The following is a 17,664-nucleotide window of genomic DNA, read 5'->3' on the forward strand; positions in this document are numbered from 1 at the left end:
TTATCACTGGGGGATGATAGACGATCCCGCCCCTTTCCTGACCGGCTTCGCCCTGTCCGCTGCCCTGATCATGGCGATCGGCGCACAGAACCTGTTCGTGCTGCGCCAGGGGTTGAGGCGACAGCATGTCGGCCCCATCGTGCTGTTCTGTGGGGCGGCGGACGGCTTGCTGATTACGGCAGGTGTGTCTGGGGTGGGTGCCTTTCTGGCTGCCTTGCCACAACTGGCCGACCTGCTGGCCATCGGCGGGGCTGGGTTTCTTGGCTGGTACGGGCTGCGCGCCCTGGCCCGGCTGCGGACGGGCGAGGCGATGACGGTAGCCCAGGGCGACGGGGTGACGCTGCCGCGTGCCCTGGCCACGACAGCCGCCTTCACCTTGCTGAACCCGCATGTCTATCTGGATACGGTGCTGCTGATGGGCACCGCCGGTTCCGCCCAACCGGAAGCGTTGCGGCCCCTGTTCATTGCCGGGGCGGTGGCGGCCAGCTTCTGCTGGTTCACTGCCCTCGGCTATGGTGCGCGGGTGCTGACACCCCTGTTCACCCGGCCGCTGGCGTGGCAGGTGCTGGACGGGGTGGTGGGGCTGACCATGCTGGCGCTGGCGGCGTCGCTGGTGTGGCGGGTGGTCGGGTAAACGCCCTGCCCTACAGCTTCACGCCTGCTTTGCGTCGATGATCGAGCGACGGATGGCGCGGGTGCGGGTGAACAGTTCTTCCAGCTTTTCCCCCTCACCCCAGCGGATGGCGCGCTGCAGGGCGGTCAGGTCTTCGGTGAAGCGCTGGATCACCTCCAGCACGGCTTCCCGGTTGTTCAGGAAGATGTCGCGCCACATCACCGGATCGCTGGCGGCGATGCGGGTGAAATCGCGGAAGCCGGAGGCGGAAAACCGGATCACTTCCGATTTCAGATGTTCTTCCAGATCGGTGGCCGTGCCAACGATGGTGTAGGCGATCAGGTGCGGCAGGTGGCTGGTGATGGCCAGCACCCGGTCATGATGGCCCGGTTCCATCAGCTCAATCTGGCTGCCACAGCCGCGCCAGAAGGCGGCCAGCTTTTCCACCGCCGCCGCATCGCTGTCGGGCACCGGGGTCAGGATGCACCAGCGATCCTTGAACAGGCTGGCAAAGCCGGCATCGGGGCCGGAATGTTCGGTACCGGCCAACGGATGGCCGGGCACGAAATGCACGCCATCGGGCACATGCGGGCCGATATCACGCACCACCGACTGTTTCACCGAGCCCACATCGGTCAGGATGGTGCCGGGTGTCAGATGCGGGCCGATAATGGCCCCCAGATCCGCAAAGGCCCCGATGGGCGTGGCCAGCACCACCAGATCGGCGGTGGCAACCAGGGCTGGATCGGTGCTGGCCGCCGCCGCAATGCCCAGTTCCATCACCCGGTCGCAGACCGCCTGGGAGCGGTCGATACAGACCACATCCTTGGCCAAGCCCGGATATTCCGCCACGCACCGCGCGATCGAAGAACCGATCAGGCCAAAGCCGACAATGGCAACGCGGGTGAAGAGCGGGCTGGTCATGGGAAAACGCCTGATAAGATTGAAGCCATGGTCAGTACCATGGGCGACAGGCGGTCTCAAGCGGACTGGCGGGTGACAAGCCACCCAAGCCCCAGCCCAGCCCTATTCCAAGAAGGGCAGGTTGCTTTTGCCCCCCCCCAACTCACCCCTTGGGCAGGGTGATGGGGGTGGCATAGGCGCCGATGGGCAACATGCGGGTGGCGCTTTCGCCCAGCTTCAGCGTGGCCGCATCCAGGCGCGCATCCCCCGCATCCACGAAGCCCTCCACCTCCACCAGATGTACGGCACCGCCACCACCGGGCAGATGGTGGGTGCGCAGTTGCAGGGTGGCAAAGCCGGCCGCTTCCAGCACATCCTTCAGCCGGCCCCGGCTGACATCCTGGCCCACTTCCACCGCCAGCAGGGTGCGGTCATCGCCCGTGGCTTCCGCCGGGACGGCGGCCAGCACCAGGGCGTCGCCGCCTTCGCGGCCGACCTGCTGGCCGGTCTGGCGCAGGAAGGGCAGGCGGGCAATGATGCGCGGGGTCTTGGGATCGGGGGAGACGAGGAAACGCCACCAGGCGTCGTTGTCATCCTCTTCCGGCCATGGCACCACGGCCACGGTCGCCGTCCCCTCCGACACGGCGCGCAAGGCGGCCATGGGGGTATTGACGGCAATGGTGGGGGTGGCGCTGCCGAAATGGTCACGCGCATTATCCCAGAGCGGGCTGCGCTGGTCATCCGGGCAGACCACGGCGACGCCCAGCGGCCCCTGCACGCGGGTGAAGGCCGATACCATCTCCCGCCAGATGCGGATCAGGGCCTGCAACGGGAAGGGGCCGCTATGGCGGGCCACCAGGGTGCGGATAATCTCCGCCTCCCGCCCCGGCCGGATGAAGGGACGGCCCGGAGGCTTCACCCGCCCCACCTCCTGCACCACCTCGGTGCGGCGCAGCAAAAGGGCGTGAATCGCCGCATCGATCTCATCGATCTCGCGGCGCAGATCATCAAGCGTGGGGGTCGGGGACATGGATGGCCGGAAATTTGTCCGTGCAGGGCCGGATAGTAGTAGTCGCCACCCCCGGTAAAATCAAAGAAAACATTGACACCCGTGCCCCCCCTTTCTAGCTCTACTTGCCCAACCGGACCCGTGCATCCCCTGCCCGGCCGGCCCTGCCCGTTATCGCCGCCGCTTTTTGCGTGCGCCTTCGATGGAACGCCCGGTGACTGAAACGCCCGCCCTTTTCCGCGATTGTGGCCCGGCAGAACCCGCCCGTTCCATCGTGCTGGGCAAGGATAGCCCGCTGAGACTGGATAGCGGGGTGGAGCTGGGCTGCTTCCGGCTGGCCTATCAGACCTATGGCACGCTGAATGCCGACCGGTCGAACGCCGTGCTGGTCTGCCATGCGCTGACGGGGGATCACTTCGTTGCCGAGAAACATCCGGTGACGGGGAAACCCGGCTGGTGGAACTTGATGGTCGGCCCCGGCAAGCCCATCGACACCGACCGATTCTTCGTCATCTGCTCCAACGTCATTGGCGGCTGTCTGGGCAGCGAGGGACCGAAGGAGGTCAACCCCGCCACCGGCCAGCCCTGGGGCCTGTCCTTCCCCGTCATCACCATCGCCGACATGGTGCGGGCGCAAAAGATGCTGGTGGAACATCTGGGTATCCGCCAGCTGTTCTGCGTCATCGGCGGGTCGATGGGCGGGATGCAGGTGCTGCAATGGGCCGTCTCCTATCCGGAAATGGTTTATTGCTGCCTGCCCATTGCCACGGCGGCCCGGCACAGCGCCCAGAACATCGCCTTTCATGAGGTAGGGCGCCAGGCCATCATGGCCGATCCGGAATGGCGCGGCGGGGACTATCTGAACCAGAACACCAAGCCCACCAAGGGGCTGGCGGTGGCCCGCATGGCCGCCCACATCACCTATCTGTCCGAACCGGCCCTGCACCGCAAATTCGGGCGCAATTTGCAGAACCGGGCCGCCATCACCTTCGGCTTTGATGCGGATTTCCAGGTGGAAAGCTATTTGCGCCACCAGGGCATCAGCTTTGTCGAGCGGTTCGACGCCAACTCCTATCTCTATATCACCCGCGCCATGGATTATTTCGATCTGGCCGCCGATCATGGCGGGGTGCTGGCCAATGCCTTCCGGGTGAAGGGGGCGGACGGGGTGGAACGGCCCACCCCGGTGCGATTCTGCCTGATCAGTTTCTCCAGCGACTGGCTGTTCCCCACCAACGAAAGCCGCGCTGTCGTCCATGCGCTGAACGCCGTGGCGGCCAATGTCAGCTTTGTGGAGGTGGAGACCGACAAGGGCCATGATGCCTTCCTGCTGGATGAGCCGGAATTCTATCAGGTCGCGCGCGGTTTCATTGAAGGCAACGCCCAGCGGCGCGGCCTGACCAGCACGGCCAAGGGGGCCTGAACCATGGCGATTTCCGGCCCCCACATTCGCACCGACCTGGAAAGTATCACCGCCTGGGTGGATGAAGGCGCCCGTGTGCTGGATGTCGGCTGCGGCGAAGGGGAGCTGCTCTATGCCCTGGTCCATCGCAAGAAGGTGGATGGGCGCGGGCTGGAACTGTCGATGGACGGGGTGCGCCGCTGCGTCGGCCAGGGGCTGGCCGTCATCCAGGGCGATGCCGATACGGATCTGAAGGATTACCCGTCCAACAGCTTTGACTATGTAATCCTGTCACAGACCTTGCAGGCCACCCGCCAGCCGCGCGAAATATTGGAACAGCTGGTGCGCATCGGCCGGCACGCCATCATCTCCCTGCCCAATTTCGGTTATTGGCGGGTGCGGATGGAATTGCTGCTGAAGGGGCGGATGCCGGTCACCGACCGGCTGGGCTATGATTGGTACAACACACCCAATATCCATTTCTGCACCATCCGGGATTTCGTGATGCTGTGCCAGGAGATGGGCATCCGCATCGAACGCAGCCTGATCCTGGGTGCGGATGAAAAGGTGGTCGACGCCCCCGCCGATAGTGGGCGTGCCAATTGGTGGGGCGAACAGGCCCTGTTCCTGTTGCAGCGCACATAATATCATTTCGTATAGTCCATACAAAAGGTCATGTTCGAACCCTTGCCGGGGGCCGGGAATGGGCGCACAGTTCCATTACGGTCTGGTTGCAGTTGGGTGACAGGTTAGGCCCCCCCCCAGCAACTCCCCTCCCTCCTGTGGCCAGACCGCCATGTATCTCACGCCATCGTCGGTTGCATCCACGGTGGCGGGATGTAAGGGAGGTCCAGATGCGCCAAACTGCTTATGCCTATACTGAAATCACCAGCTCGCTGCGCCAGGCCCGTGAGCGCCTGGAACGTCTGGAACGCATCTCCACCGCCCTGCTTGGTCTGTCTTTCGCCCTGCTGATTGGCGCGGCGATCATGTGACAATCCGCCTGTCCCCCATGGGCGGCATTGACCGGGGTATGCCGGTTGTCTCCGTACCGAGCGTATTTCCTGGAAACTTTCGACGGCCCCGGCGTTATGCTCGGGGCCGTTTCTTTTGGGCCGTTCCGCCGGCCCCGTCCAAAATGGGGAGCATGAACCCGTGCGTTATCTTTCCTGGATCATCACCCTGCCGCTGGCGGTCATCGCCATTTCCTTTGCTGTCTCCAACCTGACCCCGGTGCCGCTCAGCCTCTGGCCCCTGCCCTTTTTCGTGGAAGCGCCAGCCTTTGCCCTGGTGCTGGTGACCCTGGTGGTGGGTTTCCTGCTGGGCGGCTTGACGGTGTGGATCGGCCAGCATGGCCACCGCAAGGCTGAGCGCAAGCATCAGAGCCGCGCCGACAAGCTGCAAAAAGAACTGGACATGCTGCGGGCGGAGAAGGCGGCCGGCACACCGGGGGCAACCATCGGCCAGACCTTGCCGCGCGCCTGATCCCCCTTTCCGCCCTGCCCCATTTCGCGTCATAGTGCCAGCTTGAAGCAAACAAACGTTTGAGCGGAGAGGCATCATGGCGGCACCGATTATTCCCCTGGCCGATTATCCGGGGCTGGTCGGCAGGCAAGTCGGTGTGTCCACCTGGGTGACGGTCGATCAGGCGATGATCGACCGATTCGCCGATCTGACGGGCGACCGGCAATTCATCCATGTCGATCCGGTGCGGGCGGCCCAGACGCCGCTGGGCGGCACCATCGCTCATGGTTTCCTGACCCTTTCCCTGCTGGGCGGCATGGGGATGGAGATCATCCCGCTGCCCGCCGGCATGGCGATGAGCATGAATTACGGTTTCGACAAGCTGCGCTTTCTGGCACCTGTGCGCAGCGGCGCCCGCCTGCGCGGCCGCTTTACCCTGGCGGGACTGGAGGACAGGGGCAACGGCCAGCATATGCTGCATTATACCGCCAGCATGGAGATTGAGGGGGAGGCCAAGCCGGCCCTGGCCGCCGACTGGCTGATCATGGTGGTGATGGCCCCCCGCTGAGGGCAGACCCGCCCTGCCGGTCACCGGCTTGACCGGACAGAAGGCTGGCCCGCGGGCGCGTGCCCGCGTGAGCCAAGGCGGCGGATGCCGCCGCCCGGCACTTGAGGGAACTGGGAAATACCAAGAGCCATGATCCATGGCTCTTGGTATGAAACCATATGGCGATCACGACATTTCCCCTGCACAGGCGACCCGGGACGACCCGGATCGCCGGGGAAAAATCCATATCGGGGACGGCCCCTTCGACAAAGGGGAGGTTCCCGCCATGGCATGGCTTTACCTGCTGGCCGCCGGCCTTGCCGAAATCGGCTGGGCCATCGGCCTTAAATATACAGACGGTTTCACCCGTCCCCTACCCACGGCCCTGACACTGCTCTCCATGCTGGTCAGCATCCTGCTGCTGGGGCTGGCGCTGAAGACCCTGCCGCTGGGCACCGCCTATGCAATCTGGACCGGGATCGGCACCGTGGGCACGGTGCTGGCCGGGATGTTGCTGTTCGGGGAAACGGCCGATGCGCTCCGCCTGGGCTGCATCGCCCTGATCGTGGCAGGCATTGCGGGATTGAAATTTCTAGCCCCTGGGTGATTTGTTCCCCCATTGTTCCAGCCCCCGATTTACGTCATGCTGCACCGATACAGAGAGAACAAAAGGCCACCCGGATGACAACCACCCCGCTTGCTATCGGCGTTGAACAGGCGCTGGCCTTTCGTCTGCGCCGTCAGCACCTGCTGGAACCGGCAACGGACGGGCTGGCGGCGGCGGTCAGCCTGATCGGGGCGCAGGCGCAGGTGCATTCCGCCGCCCTGCTGCAACTCCGTGCCCGCGCCGCCAGCGGGGTGGCGGATGCGGCGCTGGAACAGAAGCTCTATGCCGACCGGTCGCTGGTGAAGCTGTGGGCCCACCGCTCCACCCTGCATCTGCTGCCCGCCGCCGACCTGCCCATGGTGCTGGGGGTGCGGGGGCTGCAGGGCGATGCCTATCAGAAATGGTACAGCCGGGAAGGGCTGCCGCCGGAACAGGTGGCGGTCTTGATCGGAGCCATCTGCGAAGTCCTCGCGGATGGGCCGCATAGCCGCATGGATCTGTCGCGCCGGCTGGTGCCGCAACTGGGCGACTGGGCCAAGCCGTGGCTGGAACATAGCTGGGGCGGGGTGCTGAAGCTGGCCTGCGCCCTGGGCCATCTTTGCCATGGCCCGGCCATGGGGGATGAGGCGACGGGGGAAACCGGCCTGCGGGAGGCGCGTTTCGTCCGGCTGGACCGTTGGCTGCCGCCGGGTACGCCCTTCACCCCGATGGAAGGTCGGGCGGCGGTGGCGGCCTTGCTGAGGCGGTATCTGGCCGTCTTCGGCCCCGCCAGCCCGGCGGATTTCCGCAAATTCAGCGGCCTGTCCGCCGGCCCGGTGCATCAGGGCTTTGGCGATCTGGCGGGGGAGATCACGCAAGTTGCCATCGCCGGCAAGCCCGGCTTCTTTGTCCTGGCTGATGATGCGACGGCGTTGCAACAGGCCGCGCATGGACCGGGCCACCTTACCGCCCTGCCTTTGTTTGACCCCTGGCTACTGGGCCACCAGGATACCAGCCAGTATCTGGACGACCGGCACCGTCCCGCCATCTATCGCACCGCCGGCTGGATCAGCCCGGTGATCCTGCGCCAGGGCCGGGTGGTGGCGCATTGGAACCACCGGCGGGTCGGCGGTGGCAGGCAAAGCAAGCCGTACTGGCAGGTAACACTGACCCCACTGGAAAAGCTCTATAAGAAAGAGATGCCGGCCATCACGCGCGCCCTGCGCCGGCTGTCCGGTGGGCTGGCGGTGGATCTCCTCAATCCTTAAGCCATGCGATGCAGCAAAGCCCTGTCATGCGCGCAAGCTTGTGCTATGGTGTCGCCCCCTTCTCTGGCTGCCGGGGTGGCCGGGTGGGGATTCGTGTAACCATTCCCCTGTCCCTTGGACCGACCATGGGGCGACAAACCGACCGGGTTCAGGATGAAGATCACCATCGAACGTGCCGCCCTGCTTCGCTCCCTCGGGCATGTGCAGAGCGTTGTCGAGAGGCGCAACACCATCCCGGTCCTGTCCAACGTGTTGCTGCGCGCGGAAAATGGCGAGTTGTCGCTGACCGCCACCGACATGGATCTGGAAATTGTGGAAAGCGTGCCGGCGGATATCGCCCGCCCCGGCTCGGCCACCGCCCCGGCCCACACGCTGTATGACATTGCCCGCAAGCTGCCCGATGGCAGCCAGGTAGAGTTGGATGCCTCGGGCGATGTGCTGACGCTGCGCTCTGGCCGTTCCAACTTCAAGCTGGGCACCCTGCCGGTGGATGATTTCCCGCAGATGACCCAGGGCGACCTGCCCCACCGGTTCAGCCTGACGGTCGGTGCCCTGAAGGGGCTGATCGACAAGACCAAGTTCGCCATCTCCACCGAGGAGACGCGCTATTACCTGAACGGCATCTATATCCACGCCACCAAGCCCAAGGCCGGCGAAACCGCCGCCCTGCGCGCCGTGGCCACCGACGGTCACCGGCTGGCCCGCGTGGAAGTGGCCCTGCCGGAAGGAGCGGAAGCCGTGCCCGGCGTCATCGTGCCGCGCAAGACCGTGCTGGAAGTGCGCAAGCTGCTGGATGAGGCCGCCGACAGCATTGAGGTGCAGCTGTCCGACACCAAGGTACGTTTCGCCTTTGACAGCATCACCCTGACCTCCAAGCTGATCGACGGCACCTTCCCGGATTATGAGCGCGTGATCCCCGCCGGCAATGACAAGACGCTGGAAGTGGATGCCAAGCTGTTCGCCGCTGCCGTGGACCGCGTGGCCACCATCTCCACCGAAAAGTCGCGCGCCGTGAAGCTGGCCCTGGGCAAGGGCGTGCTGACACTCTCCGCCACCTCTCCCGATGCCGGTTCGGCGACGGAAGAGATCGAGGTGGTCTATGAGCAGAGCGCGCTGGAGATCGGTTTCAACAGCCGCTACCTGCTGGATATTACCTCCCAGATCGAAAGCGGTGTCGCCAAATTGCAGATGGCCGACAGTGGCTCCCCCACCATCGTCCGCGACGCGGCAGACAACTCGGCGCTTTATGTGCTGATGCCGATGCGCGTTTGACCCGCTGCTTGCCCAGCCCCTGCGTTACGCGTTACACTGGCGGGTAACGCGAGGAGGCTCTTCTGATGGGACAGGCGGCTGAACGGGTAAAGGCGTTTCGGGAGCGCAAGCGGGCACAGGGCTTGCGGGAAATCCGGCTGTTCATCCCAGATGCCCGTTCCCCGCAGGTACGCGCCCGGATCGCCGAACAAGTGACCCGCCTTGATCCGGTCGCTGAGGCTGATGCCATGGACTGGATCGAGTCTGTCAGCGACTTTGATAATGAAGACCTGACGGATGCAGCGCGGTGATGTGGTGGTGGTCGCCACCAATGGCGACTATGGCAAGCCACGCCCGGCGGTGATCCTGCAATCCGATGCTTTACCGCCAGCCCATCAATCCGTTGTCATTGTTCAATTCACCAGCGATCTGGCCGTTGCCGATTTCCGGGTAACGATTGAACCCCATGCTGACAACGGGCTGCGATCCCGTTCCCAATTGATGGCAGATAAGCCGGTCACGGTGCGCCGTGACCGCATTCGGCAGGTGATCGGGCATTTATCGCGGGAAGAGATGGCAGAACTGACGCGGGCCGTCGCCTTCGTGATCGGTCTGGCAGACACATAACCCGTCCATCGCCGTACCGGCGATGCATCTGTCGAAGAATTTTCATTTATTTCAATGCATTACTCTCATCACTCCGTCACCCCGGCGAAGGCCGGGGTCCAGAATGGCGAGCGCTTTGCTTTACGAACTGGACCCCGGCCTTCGCCGGGGTGACGGAGTGAGGGCAGCAGGTATTGATTAAAAAACACATATCCGTCGAAGACAGAGATGGAAGTCCAGCCCCCCCGGCCCCGTGCTGAGGCATTTTCTTTTGTGGCCCATTGCCCCGGCAATCTTGACACAGACGGCTACGGTGTCAGATTCTGTAAATGTGACACTAAGGAACCCTCCCATGCCCGCCACCACGCAAGCCAACCTGACGGTCGCCCCGAATGGGCGGGTGGTCATCCCCGCCGGGATGCGGGCGGCCATGGGCATCCCGGAAGGGGGACGCGTGGTGGCGCGCCTGGTGGATGGCGCGGTGATACTGGAGCCGATTGCCGTGGCGATAAAGCGTGCCCAGGATTATGTGCGCCAGTTCGTGCCCGAGGGGGTCAGCCTGGCCGATGAGGTAATCGCCGAACGCCGGGCCGCCGCCGATCATGAGTGATCCTGTGCTGGATAGTTCCGCCTTACTGGCCTTTCTGCTGCGGGAACCGGGGGCGGAACAGGTGGAAGCCATCCTACCCGCCGCTGCCATGTCCGCCGTGAATTTCACCGAGGCGCTGACCAAACTGGTCGAACGCGGCATCCCGCCGGCAAATGCGCGGGATGTGGTGCTGGGGCTGGGGATCGAGATTGTCGATTTCGACGCCGATCAGGCCGTCCGTGCCGCCGCCCTGCGGGAGGCGACGCGCAAAGCCGGCCTGTCCCTGGGGGACCGGGCCTGTCTGGCGCTGGCCCTGCAACGGCAAGCCCCAGCCTTGACCAGCGACAAGGCATGGCTGCGCTTGCCCGCTGCCAACCTGCCCCCGATCATTTGCATTCGCGGCGCTGCATCTTGACCTATCCCACCCTCGCCGTCACCCGCCTGACCTTGACGCGCTTTCGTTCCTACGCCTTGGCCCGGCTGGAATGTGATGCGCGGCCCGTTGTGCTGACGGGGGAGAATGGGGCCGGCAAGACCAACCTGCTGGAGGCGGTCAGCTTCCTGGCCCCCGGTCGCGGGATGCGCCGGGCCAAGCTGTGCGACGCCGAGCGCATCGGCGACAGCCACGCCGCCGACTGGACCGGCGGCCCCGGCTGGGCCATCGCCGCCCAGGTGCAAACGCCCTTAGGGCCGGTGGAGATCGGCACCGGCCGCGACCCGGCGGGTGGGGAGAGCGAGCGGCGGCTGGTGCATATTGATGGCCGCCCGGCCAAGGGCCAGATCGCGCTGGCCGAGCATGTCGCCGTCGTCTGGCTGACGCCGCAGATGGACCGGCTGTTCCAGGAAGCGGCATCGGGCCGCCGGCGCTTCCTGGACCGGCTGGTGTTCGGCTTTGATCCCGGCCATGCCGGGCGGCTGACCAAATATGAAAATGCCCTGCGCGAACGCGCCCGCATCCTGCGCGATGGGCCGGTTGATCCGGCCTGGCTGTCCGCCTTGGAAGACCAGATGGTGGAAACCGGCATCGCCGTGGCCGCCGCACGGGCGGAAATGGCGCGGCGGCTGGAAGCGGCCGCCTCCCAGGGTGTCGGCCCCTTCCCCGCCCCCGGCATCCGCATGGCCGGCGCCATTGATGAGCTGCTGGCCGACCGCCCGGCGCTGGAAGCCGAGGAAGGTTTCCGCCGCGCCCTGGCCGACGGGCGGCGGGTGGATGCGGTGGCCGGCGGTGCCGGCATCGGCCCGCATAAATCCGACCTCTCCGTCACCTACCGCGCCAAGAACATGCCGGCCGAACTGGGCAGCACGGGCGAGCAGAAGGCCCTGCTGATCGCCATCGTGCTGGCCAATGCACGGCTGATGAAGGCAGAGACCGGCACCCCGCCGCTGCTGCTGCTGGATGAGGTGGCGGCCCATCTGGATGAAGGCCGCCGACAGGCCCTGTTTGACGAGATTCTGGCCACCGGGGCGCAAGCCTGGATGACCGGCACGGATGCGGAAATCTTCCGCCCGCTGGCGGGACGGGCAACCCATATCCTGGTTGCCCAATCGCAGCTAAGCCATGCGGAAATTTGGTAGGCTGAATACGCTTTTACCCCTCTTTTTGCGCCCTTTCTGATAAGCTCTGCCCCTATGAACCAGACTGATCTCCCCCCCAACGAACCCACGGCCCCGCAGCAGTCGGAGGAGTATGGCGCCAGTTCCATCAAGGTCTTGAAAGGCCTGGATGCAGTGCGCAAACGCCCCGGCATGTATATCGGTGACACCGATGACGGATCGGGCCTGCACCATATGGTCTATGAGGTGGTGGACAATGCCATTGATGAGGCATTGGCCGGCCATGCCGACAAGGTGGATGTGCGGCTGAACGCCGATGGCTCGGTGACGGTGCGCGACAATGGGCGCGGCATCCCCGTCGATCTGCATGAGGGTGAGGGCGTGTCGGCGGCGGAGGTCATCATGACCCAGCTTCATGCCGGCGGTAAGTTCGACCAGAACAGCTACAAGGTTTCCGGCGGCCTGCATGGTGTGGGCGTGTCGGTGGTGAACGCGCTTTCGGAAATCCTGGACCTGCGCATCTGGCGCCAGGGCCGGGTTTGGGAAATGCGCTTCTCCCACGGTGACGCCGTGGCCCCGCTGGCCGATGCCGGCGAAGCACCTTTGGTGGCGGAAGGCCCGCGCAAGGGCAAGCACCTGACCGGCACGGAGGTGACCTTCCTGCCGTCCAAGGGCACCTTCACCAAGACGGATTTCGATTTCCAGACCCTGGAACACCGGCTGCGCGAACTGGCCTTCCTGAATTCCGGCGTGCTGATCCTGTTCACCGATGCGCGCGGGGTGGAACCACGCACGGTGGAACTCTATTACGAAGGCGGGCTGGAAGCCTTTGTGGCCTATCTGGACCGGTCCAAGACCCCCCTGCACAAGCCCGGTATCTATGCCAAGTCCGAACGCGCATCGGAAGCCGGCGTGCCGATCGGGGTGGAAGTGTCGTTGCAATGGAACGACAGCTATCACGAGACGACGCTGTGCTTCACCAACAACATCCCGCAGCGCGATGGTGGCACCCATCTGGCGGGATTCCGCGCTGCCTTGACCCGCACGGTCAATAAATACGCGGAAGAAACCGGCATCCTGAAGAAGGAGAAGGTGGCGCTGGCCGGCGATGATATGCGCGAAGGCCTGACCTGCATCATCTCCGTCAAGGTGCCGGACCCGAAATTCTCCAGCCAGACCAAGGACAAGCTGGTCTCGTCGGAAGTGCGCCCGGTGGTGGAAGCCATCTGCGCCGACGCGCTGTCAACCTGGTTTGAAGAACATCCCGCCGATGCCCGCAAGATCGTGGGCAAGGTGGTGGAAGCCGCCGCCGCGCGTGAGGCCGCCCGCAAGGCCCGCGAACTGACCCGCCGCAAAGGGGCGCTGGACATGGCCAGCCTGCCCGGCAAGCTGGCCGACTGTCAGGAACGCGACCCGGCCTTGTCCGAACTGTTCATCGTGGAGGGCGACTCGGCCGGCGGTTCGGCCAAGCAGGGCCGTTCCCGCCAGAATCAGGCCATCCTGCCGCTGCGCGGCAAGATCTTGAATGTGGAGCGGGCGCGCTTTGACAAGATGCTGTCCTCCGCCGAAATCGGCACGCTGATTGCCGCATTGGGCACCGGCATCGGGCGCGACGAGTTCAATATCGAAAAGACGCGCTATCACAAGATCATCATCATGACGGACGCCGACGTTGACGGCGCCCATATCCGCACCTTGCTGCTGACCTTCTTCTACCGGCAGATGCCGGAAGTGATTGAGAAGGGCTATCTCTACATCGCCCAGCCGCCGCTTTACCGTGTGAAGCGCGGCACCGCGAAGGAGCGGTATCTGAAGGATGATCGGGCGCTGGAAGATTACCTGATCGGCCAGGGCACGGATGACGTTTATCTGGTCGGCCCGATGGGCGACCCGCGCGGCGGCGATGATCTGCGCGGGCTGGTGGAACAGGCACGCGCCGCCCGTTCCGCCGTGCAGACCCTGGCCCGCAAGGCCGGCAACCGCGATGTGGTGGAACAGGCCGCCATCCTGGGTGCTTTGACACCCAAGCTGCTGGAGGATACGCCGCGCACGCTGGAACTGGCGCAGAAGCTGGCCGACCGGCTGAATGAACTGGCCCGCCGCCGGGCCGTGGCCAGTGGCGATGCCCTGGCCAGTGACACCAACGCCGCTGCCATCGGTGGCTGGACCGGCGATGCCAGCATTGACGGCCTGGTGCTGTCCCGCACCCGCCGGGGTGTCACCCATCGCCATGTGCTGGATGGCGACCTGCTGAAAAGCGTGGAGGCCCGCCGCCTGGACGCGATGCAGGAGCATCTGGCCGCCACCTATACCGATGAAGCCACGCTGCGCCACCGGTTGAAGGATCTGCGCGCGGTTACCGGCCCGTCTTCCCTGTTCGAAGGCGTGATCGACCAAGGCCGCCACGGCCTGACCATCCAGCGCTATAAGGGTCTGGGCGAAATGAACCCGGATCAATTGTGGGAAACCACGCTGGACCCGTCCAACCGCTCCCTGTTGCAGGTGAAGGTCAGCCACGCCGACGAGGCGGAGGATGTGTTCAGCACCCTGATGGGCGACGTGGTGGAACCCCGCCGCGCCTTCATCCAGGAAAACGCGCTGAAGGTGGCGAACCTGGACGTTTGATGGAGAGGGGGGAGCTTGCCGAACCCTCACGGAAAGCTCCCCCCCTCACCGGTTGTTCAGCTTTCTTACTTCCGCCGATAGAGCTGGCTCACATCGCGCACGGCCCCCTTGGCCGCCGACGTGGTCAGTGCCGCATAGGCCTGCAGGGCCTGGGAGACATAGCGTTCGCGCGGTGCAGTCGGCTTCCAGCCATCTGGGCCCTTGGCATCCATGGCGGCACGGCGGCGGTCCAGTTCGGCATCGGTCACATCCAGATGGATGCGGCGGTTGGGGATGTCGATCAGGATCATGTCCCCTTCCTCCACCAGCCCGATGGTGCCGCCTTCGGCAGCTTCCGGGCTGGCATGGCCGATGGACAGGCCCGAGGTGCCGCCGGAGAAGCGGCCATCGGTGATGAGCGCGCAAACCTTGCCCAGCCCCTTGGACTTCAGATAGCTGGTCGGGTACAGCATTTCCTGCATCCCCGGCCCGCCCTTCGGGCCCTCATAGCGGATCAGCACCACATCGCCGGCCTGGATGCGGTTGCCCAGGATGGCGGAGACGGCCGCATCCTGGCTTTCAAACACGCGGGCCGGGCCGCTGAAGGTGAGCGCCGACGGGTCCACACCCGCCGTCTTCACGATGCAGCCCTCTTCCGCCAGATTGCCGAACAGCACGGCCAGACCGCCATCCTTGGAAAAGGCGTTATCGACCGAACGGATCACACCCTTCACCCGGTCCTTATCCAACTCGTGATACCGGCTGGCCTGGGAGAAGGCGACGGTGGTGCGCACCCCACCGGGGGCGGCCTTGAACAGCGTCTGCACATCCGGGTCGTTGCTGACGGCAATGTCCCAACGGGCCAGCGCATCGGCCAGCGACGGCGCATCCACGCGCTTGGCGTCGGTATGCAGCAACCCGGCGCGGGCCAGCTCGCCCAGGATGGACATGATGCCGCCGGCCCGGTGCACATCCTCGATATGCACATTGGCTACGGCAGGGGCCACCTTGCAGATGTTGGGCACGCGGCGCGACATGCGGTCGATATCGGCCATGGTGAAATTCACCTGACCTTCATTGGCCGCGGCCAGCAGGTGCAACACGGTGTTGGTGGAACCGCCCATGGCGATATCCAGGGCAATGGCGTTCTCAAACGCTTCAAACGTGGCGATGTTGCGCGGCAGCACGCCCTCATCGTCCTGGAAATAATAGCGGCGCGCCAGATCGACGATGGTGTGACCGGCCTGCACGAACAGGGCGCGGCGGTCGGCATGGGTGGCCAATACGGTGCCGTTGCCGGGCAGGGCCAGCCCCAGCGCTTCGGTCAGGCAGTTCATCGAATTGGCGGTGAACATGCCGGAGCAGGAGCCGCAGGTCGGGCAGGCCGACCGTTCGATGACCTTCACATCCTCGTCGCTATACTTGTCATCGGCCGCCACCACCATGGCGTCGACCAGATCGATGGCGATTTCCTTGCCCTTCACCGTCGCCTTGCCAGCCTCCATCGGGCCGCCGGACACGAAGATGGTGGGGATGTTCAGGCGCAGCGCCGCCATCAACATGCCGGGCGTGATCTTGTCGCAGTTGGAAATGCAGACCAACGCGTCGGCGCAATGGGCATTCACCATATATTCCACCGCATCGGCGATCACTTCGCGCGACGGCAGGGAATAAAGCATCCCGTCATGGCCCATGGCGATGCCGTCATCCACGGCGATGGTGTTGAACTCCTTGGCGATACCGCCCGCGGCCTCAATCTCTCCGGCTACAAGCTGGCCCAGATCCTTCAGATGCACATGGCCAGGCACGAACTGGGTGAAGGAATTGGCAATGGCGATGATCGGCTTGCCGAAATCCTCGTCCTTCACGCCGGTGGCGCGCCACAGGCCACGGGCGCCGGCCATGTTGCGGCCATGGGTGCTTTTGCGGGAGCGGAGCTGAGGCACGGGGGCTATCCTCTGGGTAACAAGATTTCAAAAAAAGTGGATCGTTGGATGGAAAAATACGCATCTAACGACGGCTCTGCATCCAACATTCCTGCAACCCGTGTATGCCCGCGCCCGGTGCCGGTCAAGCGCGGGCAGGATAATTTATCCCATGGTCACAAGGGGGCTGGATTCCCCATCGATTATCTGTTGAAAATTTCCTGAGCGAATTTTTGTGCGGTGCGGAAGACGAAAAGGCGGTGGCAATGGGACAGGGTCGGCGGGGCTGGCTTCTTGGCGCGGTGCTGCTGGCATCGCTCGCGTCCACCCTGCCGGCGGCGGCACAGGTGCTGCTGGTCGCCGACATGCCCTGGCTGACATCCCATGTGGTAAAGCAGGGCCAGCGGCAGATCACCTATTACCGGGCCGATCATGGTGCGGACAAGCCGACCATCCTGTTCATCCAGGGCTCCGGCTGCGACAGTTGGTTTGAGCGGGAGGATGATGGCAGCCTGGAGCCGCGCACCAATGCCGCCACCATCATTCTGGACCGGCAGGATATCAACGCGGTGCTGGTGGAAAAGCCGTTCAATAATGGCGAGGATGCCGACCGCGGGGATGAGTGCAGCCCCGCCTTCATCGCCGATTTTTCGGCCGACAGCTGGCAGGCGGCGCTGTCGGCCGTGCTGACGGATGTGCGCCGCACGCTGCCGCCCGATGCCACCCCGATCATGCTGTTCGGCCATTCGGAAGGGGCGGATATGGCAGCCTATCTGCTGGGAGCCGACCCTGAGATTGGCAAGGCCGCCATCATCGCCGGCGGCGGCCTGGATATCCTGTTTGAGATGACCAGCTTTGCCTATATCGGCGGCGGCTGGACCGGGGTGCGGGAGGAAGAGGCGGGCAAGATGTCCGACCGGCTGCGCGCCATCATGAATGGCAAGGGCCGGGATGATGAAATCCTCTGGGGTTCCAGCCTGCGGCAATGGCGTTCCTTCCTGCGCCGACCGCCGGGGCTGGCGCTGTTGAAAAGCGATGCCAGCCTGCTGCTGGTGGGCGGCACGCGGGACAAGGACGCCTCCATGCTGGCGATGGAGGCGTCTTATGCCCTGCTGGTGGCAGGGGGGCATGATGTCACCATCTGGCGGCTGCTGGGGGCCGATCACCGGCTGATGGCGCGCGGCGACCGCGCCGAAACCCGCCGCCATTATAATCAGGCCATCGACTGGCTGATCGGCCGCAAACTGGTGGTACAGGACAAGGGCGCCATCCCCGCGAATGCCACGGTGCAATAGCCGGTGGACAGCGGCGGGTGCCACGGGTAAGCCTTGTGGGAACTTTTC

At 64.7% G+C, this 17,664-nt stretch carries 19 protein-coding genes; 16 read left to right on the top strand and 3 right to left on the bottom strand.

Annotated elements, in window-relative coordinates; genetic code table 11:
- Positions 1–13: 13 nt before the first annotated feature.
- Entirely contained in the window at positions 14–634 is a 621-nt protein-coding gene (locus GE253_RS02895; protein ID WP_153202590.1) for a LysE/ArgO family amino acid transporter, read from the top strand.
- Between the two features lie 18 nt (positions 635–652).
- Here GE253_RS02895 and GE253_RS02900 read toward each other — a convergent pair whose 3' ends face one another.
- Together GE253_RS02900 and GE253_RS02905 are read right to left on the bottom strand one after the other, a co-directional pair.
- A complete protein-coding gene (locus GE253_RS02900; RefSeq protein WP_153202591.1) occupies positions 653–1,537 on the bottom strand; it encodes a prephenate/arogenate dehydrogenase family protein in 885 nt (294 codons plus the stop codon).
- Positions 1,538–1,679: 142 nt separating this feature from the next.
- Positions 1,680–2,546: a chorismate mutase gene (locus tag GE253_RS02905; RefSeq protein ID WP_153202592.1), complete on the bottom strand. Its 867-nt coding sequence runs from the start codon at positions 2,544–2,546 to the stop codon at positions 1,680–1,682.
- Between the two features lie 193 nt (positions 2,547–2,739).
- Between GE253_RS02905 and GE253_RS02910 the strand changes: the two genes are divergently transcribed.
- The 14 genes from GE253_RS02910 to gyrB all read left to right on the top strand — a co-directional run bounded on the left by GE253_RS02910 (position 2,740) and on the right by gyrB (position 14,417).
- Positions 2,740–3,948 carry a homoserine O-acetyltransferase gene (locus GE253_RS02910; protein WP_348770763.1) on the top strand — a complete coding sequence of 403 codons (1,209 nt, stop codon included), beginning with the start codon at positions 2,740–2,742 and terminating at the stop codon, positions 3,946–3,948.
- Positions 3,949–3,951: 3 nt separating this feature from the next.
- The gene (gene metW / locus GE253_RS02915) at positions 3,952–4,572 is read left to right on the top strand and encodes a methionine biosynthesis protein MetW (protein ID WP_153202594.1); all 621 of its coding nucleotides are present in this window, start codon (positions 3,952–3,954) and stop codon (positions 4,570–4,572) included.
- Between the two features lie 209 nt (positions 4,573–4,781).
- Positions 4,782–4,922, top strand: a complete 141-nt coding sequence (locus GE253_RS02920) for a hypothetical protein (RefSeq protein ID WP_153202595.1) — start codon at positions 4,782–4,784, stop codon at positions 4,920–4,922.
- 160 nt (positions 4,923–5,082) lie between these two features.
- The gene (locus GE253_RS02925) at positions 5,083–5,412 is read left to right on the top strand and encodes a LapA family protein (RefSeq protein ID WP_173012461.1); all 330 of its coding nucleotides are present in this window, start codon (positions 5,083–5,085) and stop codon (positions 5,410–5,412) included.
- Positions 5,413–5,488: 76 nt separating this feature from the next.
- A complete protein-coding gene (locus GE253_RS02930; RefSeq protein ID WP_153202597.1) occupies positions 5,489–5,959 on the top strand; it encodes a MaoC family dehydratase in 471 nt (156 codons plus the stop codon).
- Between the two features lie 265 nt (positions 5,960–6,224).
- The gene (locus GE253_RS02935; protein WP_153202598.1) at positions 6,225–6,545 is read left to right on the top strand and encodes a multidrug efflux SMR transporter; all 321 of its coding nucleotides are present in this window, start codon (positions 6,225–6,227) and stop codon (positions 6,543–6,545) included.
- Between the two features lie 74 nt (positions 6,546–6,619).
- Positions 6,620–7,792 carry a winged helix DNA-binding domain-containing protein gene (locus GE253_RS02940; RefSeq protein ID WP_153202599.1) on the top strand — a complete coding sequence of 391 codons (1,173 nt, stop codon included), beginning with the start codon at positions 6,620–6,622 and terminating at the stop codon, positions 7,790–7,792.
- A 153-nt stretch (positions 7,793–7,945) separates the two neighbouring features.
- Positions 7,946–9,064 (top strand): DNA polymerase III subunit beta, encoded by a 1,119-nt coding sequence (dnaN, locus tag GE253_RS02945; RefSeq protein WP_153202600.1) that lies wholly within the window; start codon positions 7,946–7,948, stop codon positions 9,062–9,064.
- Positions 9,065–9,129: 65 nt separating this feature from the next.
- A complete protein-coding gene (locus GE253_RS02950) occupies positions 9,130–9,354 on the top strand; it encodes an antitoxin MazE-like protein (RefSeq protein WP_153202601.1) in 225 nt (74 codons plus the stop codon).
- The gene (locus tag GE253_RS02955) at positions 9,341–9,670 is read left to right on the top strand and encodes a type II toxin-antitoxin system PemK/MazF family toxin (RefSeq protein ID WP_153202602.1); all 330 of its coding nucleotides are present in this window, start codon (positions 9,341–9,343) and stop codon (positions 9,668–9,670) included. Before GE253_RS02950 ends, GE253_RS02955 begins: the two co-directional genes overlap by 14 nt.
- 331 nt (positions 9,671–10,001) lie before the next feature.
- A complete protein-coding gene (locus GE253_RS02960; RefSeq protein WP_153202603.1) occupies positions 10,002–10,259 on the top strand; it encodes an AbrB/MazE/SpoVT family DNA-binding domain-containing protein in 258 nt (85 codons plus the stop codon).
- A complete protein-coding gene (locus tag GE253_RS02965; RefSeq protein WP_153202604.1) occupies positions 10,252–10,653 on the top strand; it encodes a type II toxin-antitoxin system VapC family toxin in 402 nt (133 codons plus the stop codon). Before GE253_RS02960 ends, GE253_RS02965 begins: the two co-directional genes overlap by 8 nt.
- On the top strand, positions 10,650–11,813 hold the full coding sequence (recF, locus tag GE253_RS02970; protein WP_247878439.1) for a DNA replication/repair protein RecF: 1,164 nt from the start codon (positions 10,650–10,652) through the stop codon (positions 11,811–11,813). The genes GE253_RS02965 and recF overlap by 4 nt, the downstream gene beginning before the upstream one ends.
- 54 nt (positions 11,814–11,867) lie before the next feature.
- A complete protein-coding gene (gyrB, locus tag GE253_RS02975; protein ID WP_153202606.1) occupies positions 11,868–14,417 on the top strand; it encodes a DNA topoisomerase (ATP-hydrolyzing) subunit B in 2,550 nt (849 codons plus the stop codon).
- Positions 14,418–14,482: 65 nt separating this feature from the next.
- Here the strand turns inward: gyrB and ilvD are convergent, their stop codons facing one another.
- The gene (gene ilvD / locus GE253_RS02980; protein ID WP_348770764.1) at positions 14,483–16,342 is read right to left on the bottom strand and encodes a dihydroxy-acid dehydratase; all 1,860 of its coding nucleotides are present in this window, start codon (positions 16,340–16,342) and stop codon (positions 14,483–14,485) included.
- 245 nt (positions 16,343–16,587) lie between these two features.
- Here ilvD and GE253_RS02985 point away from each other — a divergent pair, with 245 nt between their 5' ends.
- Positions 16,588–17,616: a hypothetical protein gene (locus GE253_RS02985; protein WP_153202607.1), complete on the top strand. Its 1,029-nt coding sequence runs from the start codon at positions 16,588–16,590 to the stop codon at positions 17,614–17,616.
- Positions 17,617–17,664: the final 48 nt, after the last annotated feature.

The organism is Niveispirillum sp. SYP-B3756, from assembly GCF_009495745.1.
Taxonomy (GTDB): domain Bacteria; phylum Pseudomonadota; class Alphaproteobacteria; order Azospirillales; family Azospirillaceae; genus Niveispirillum.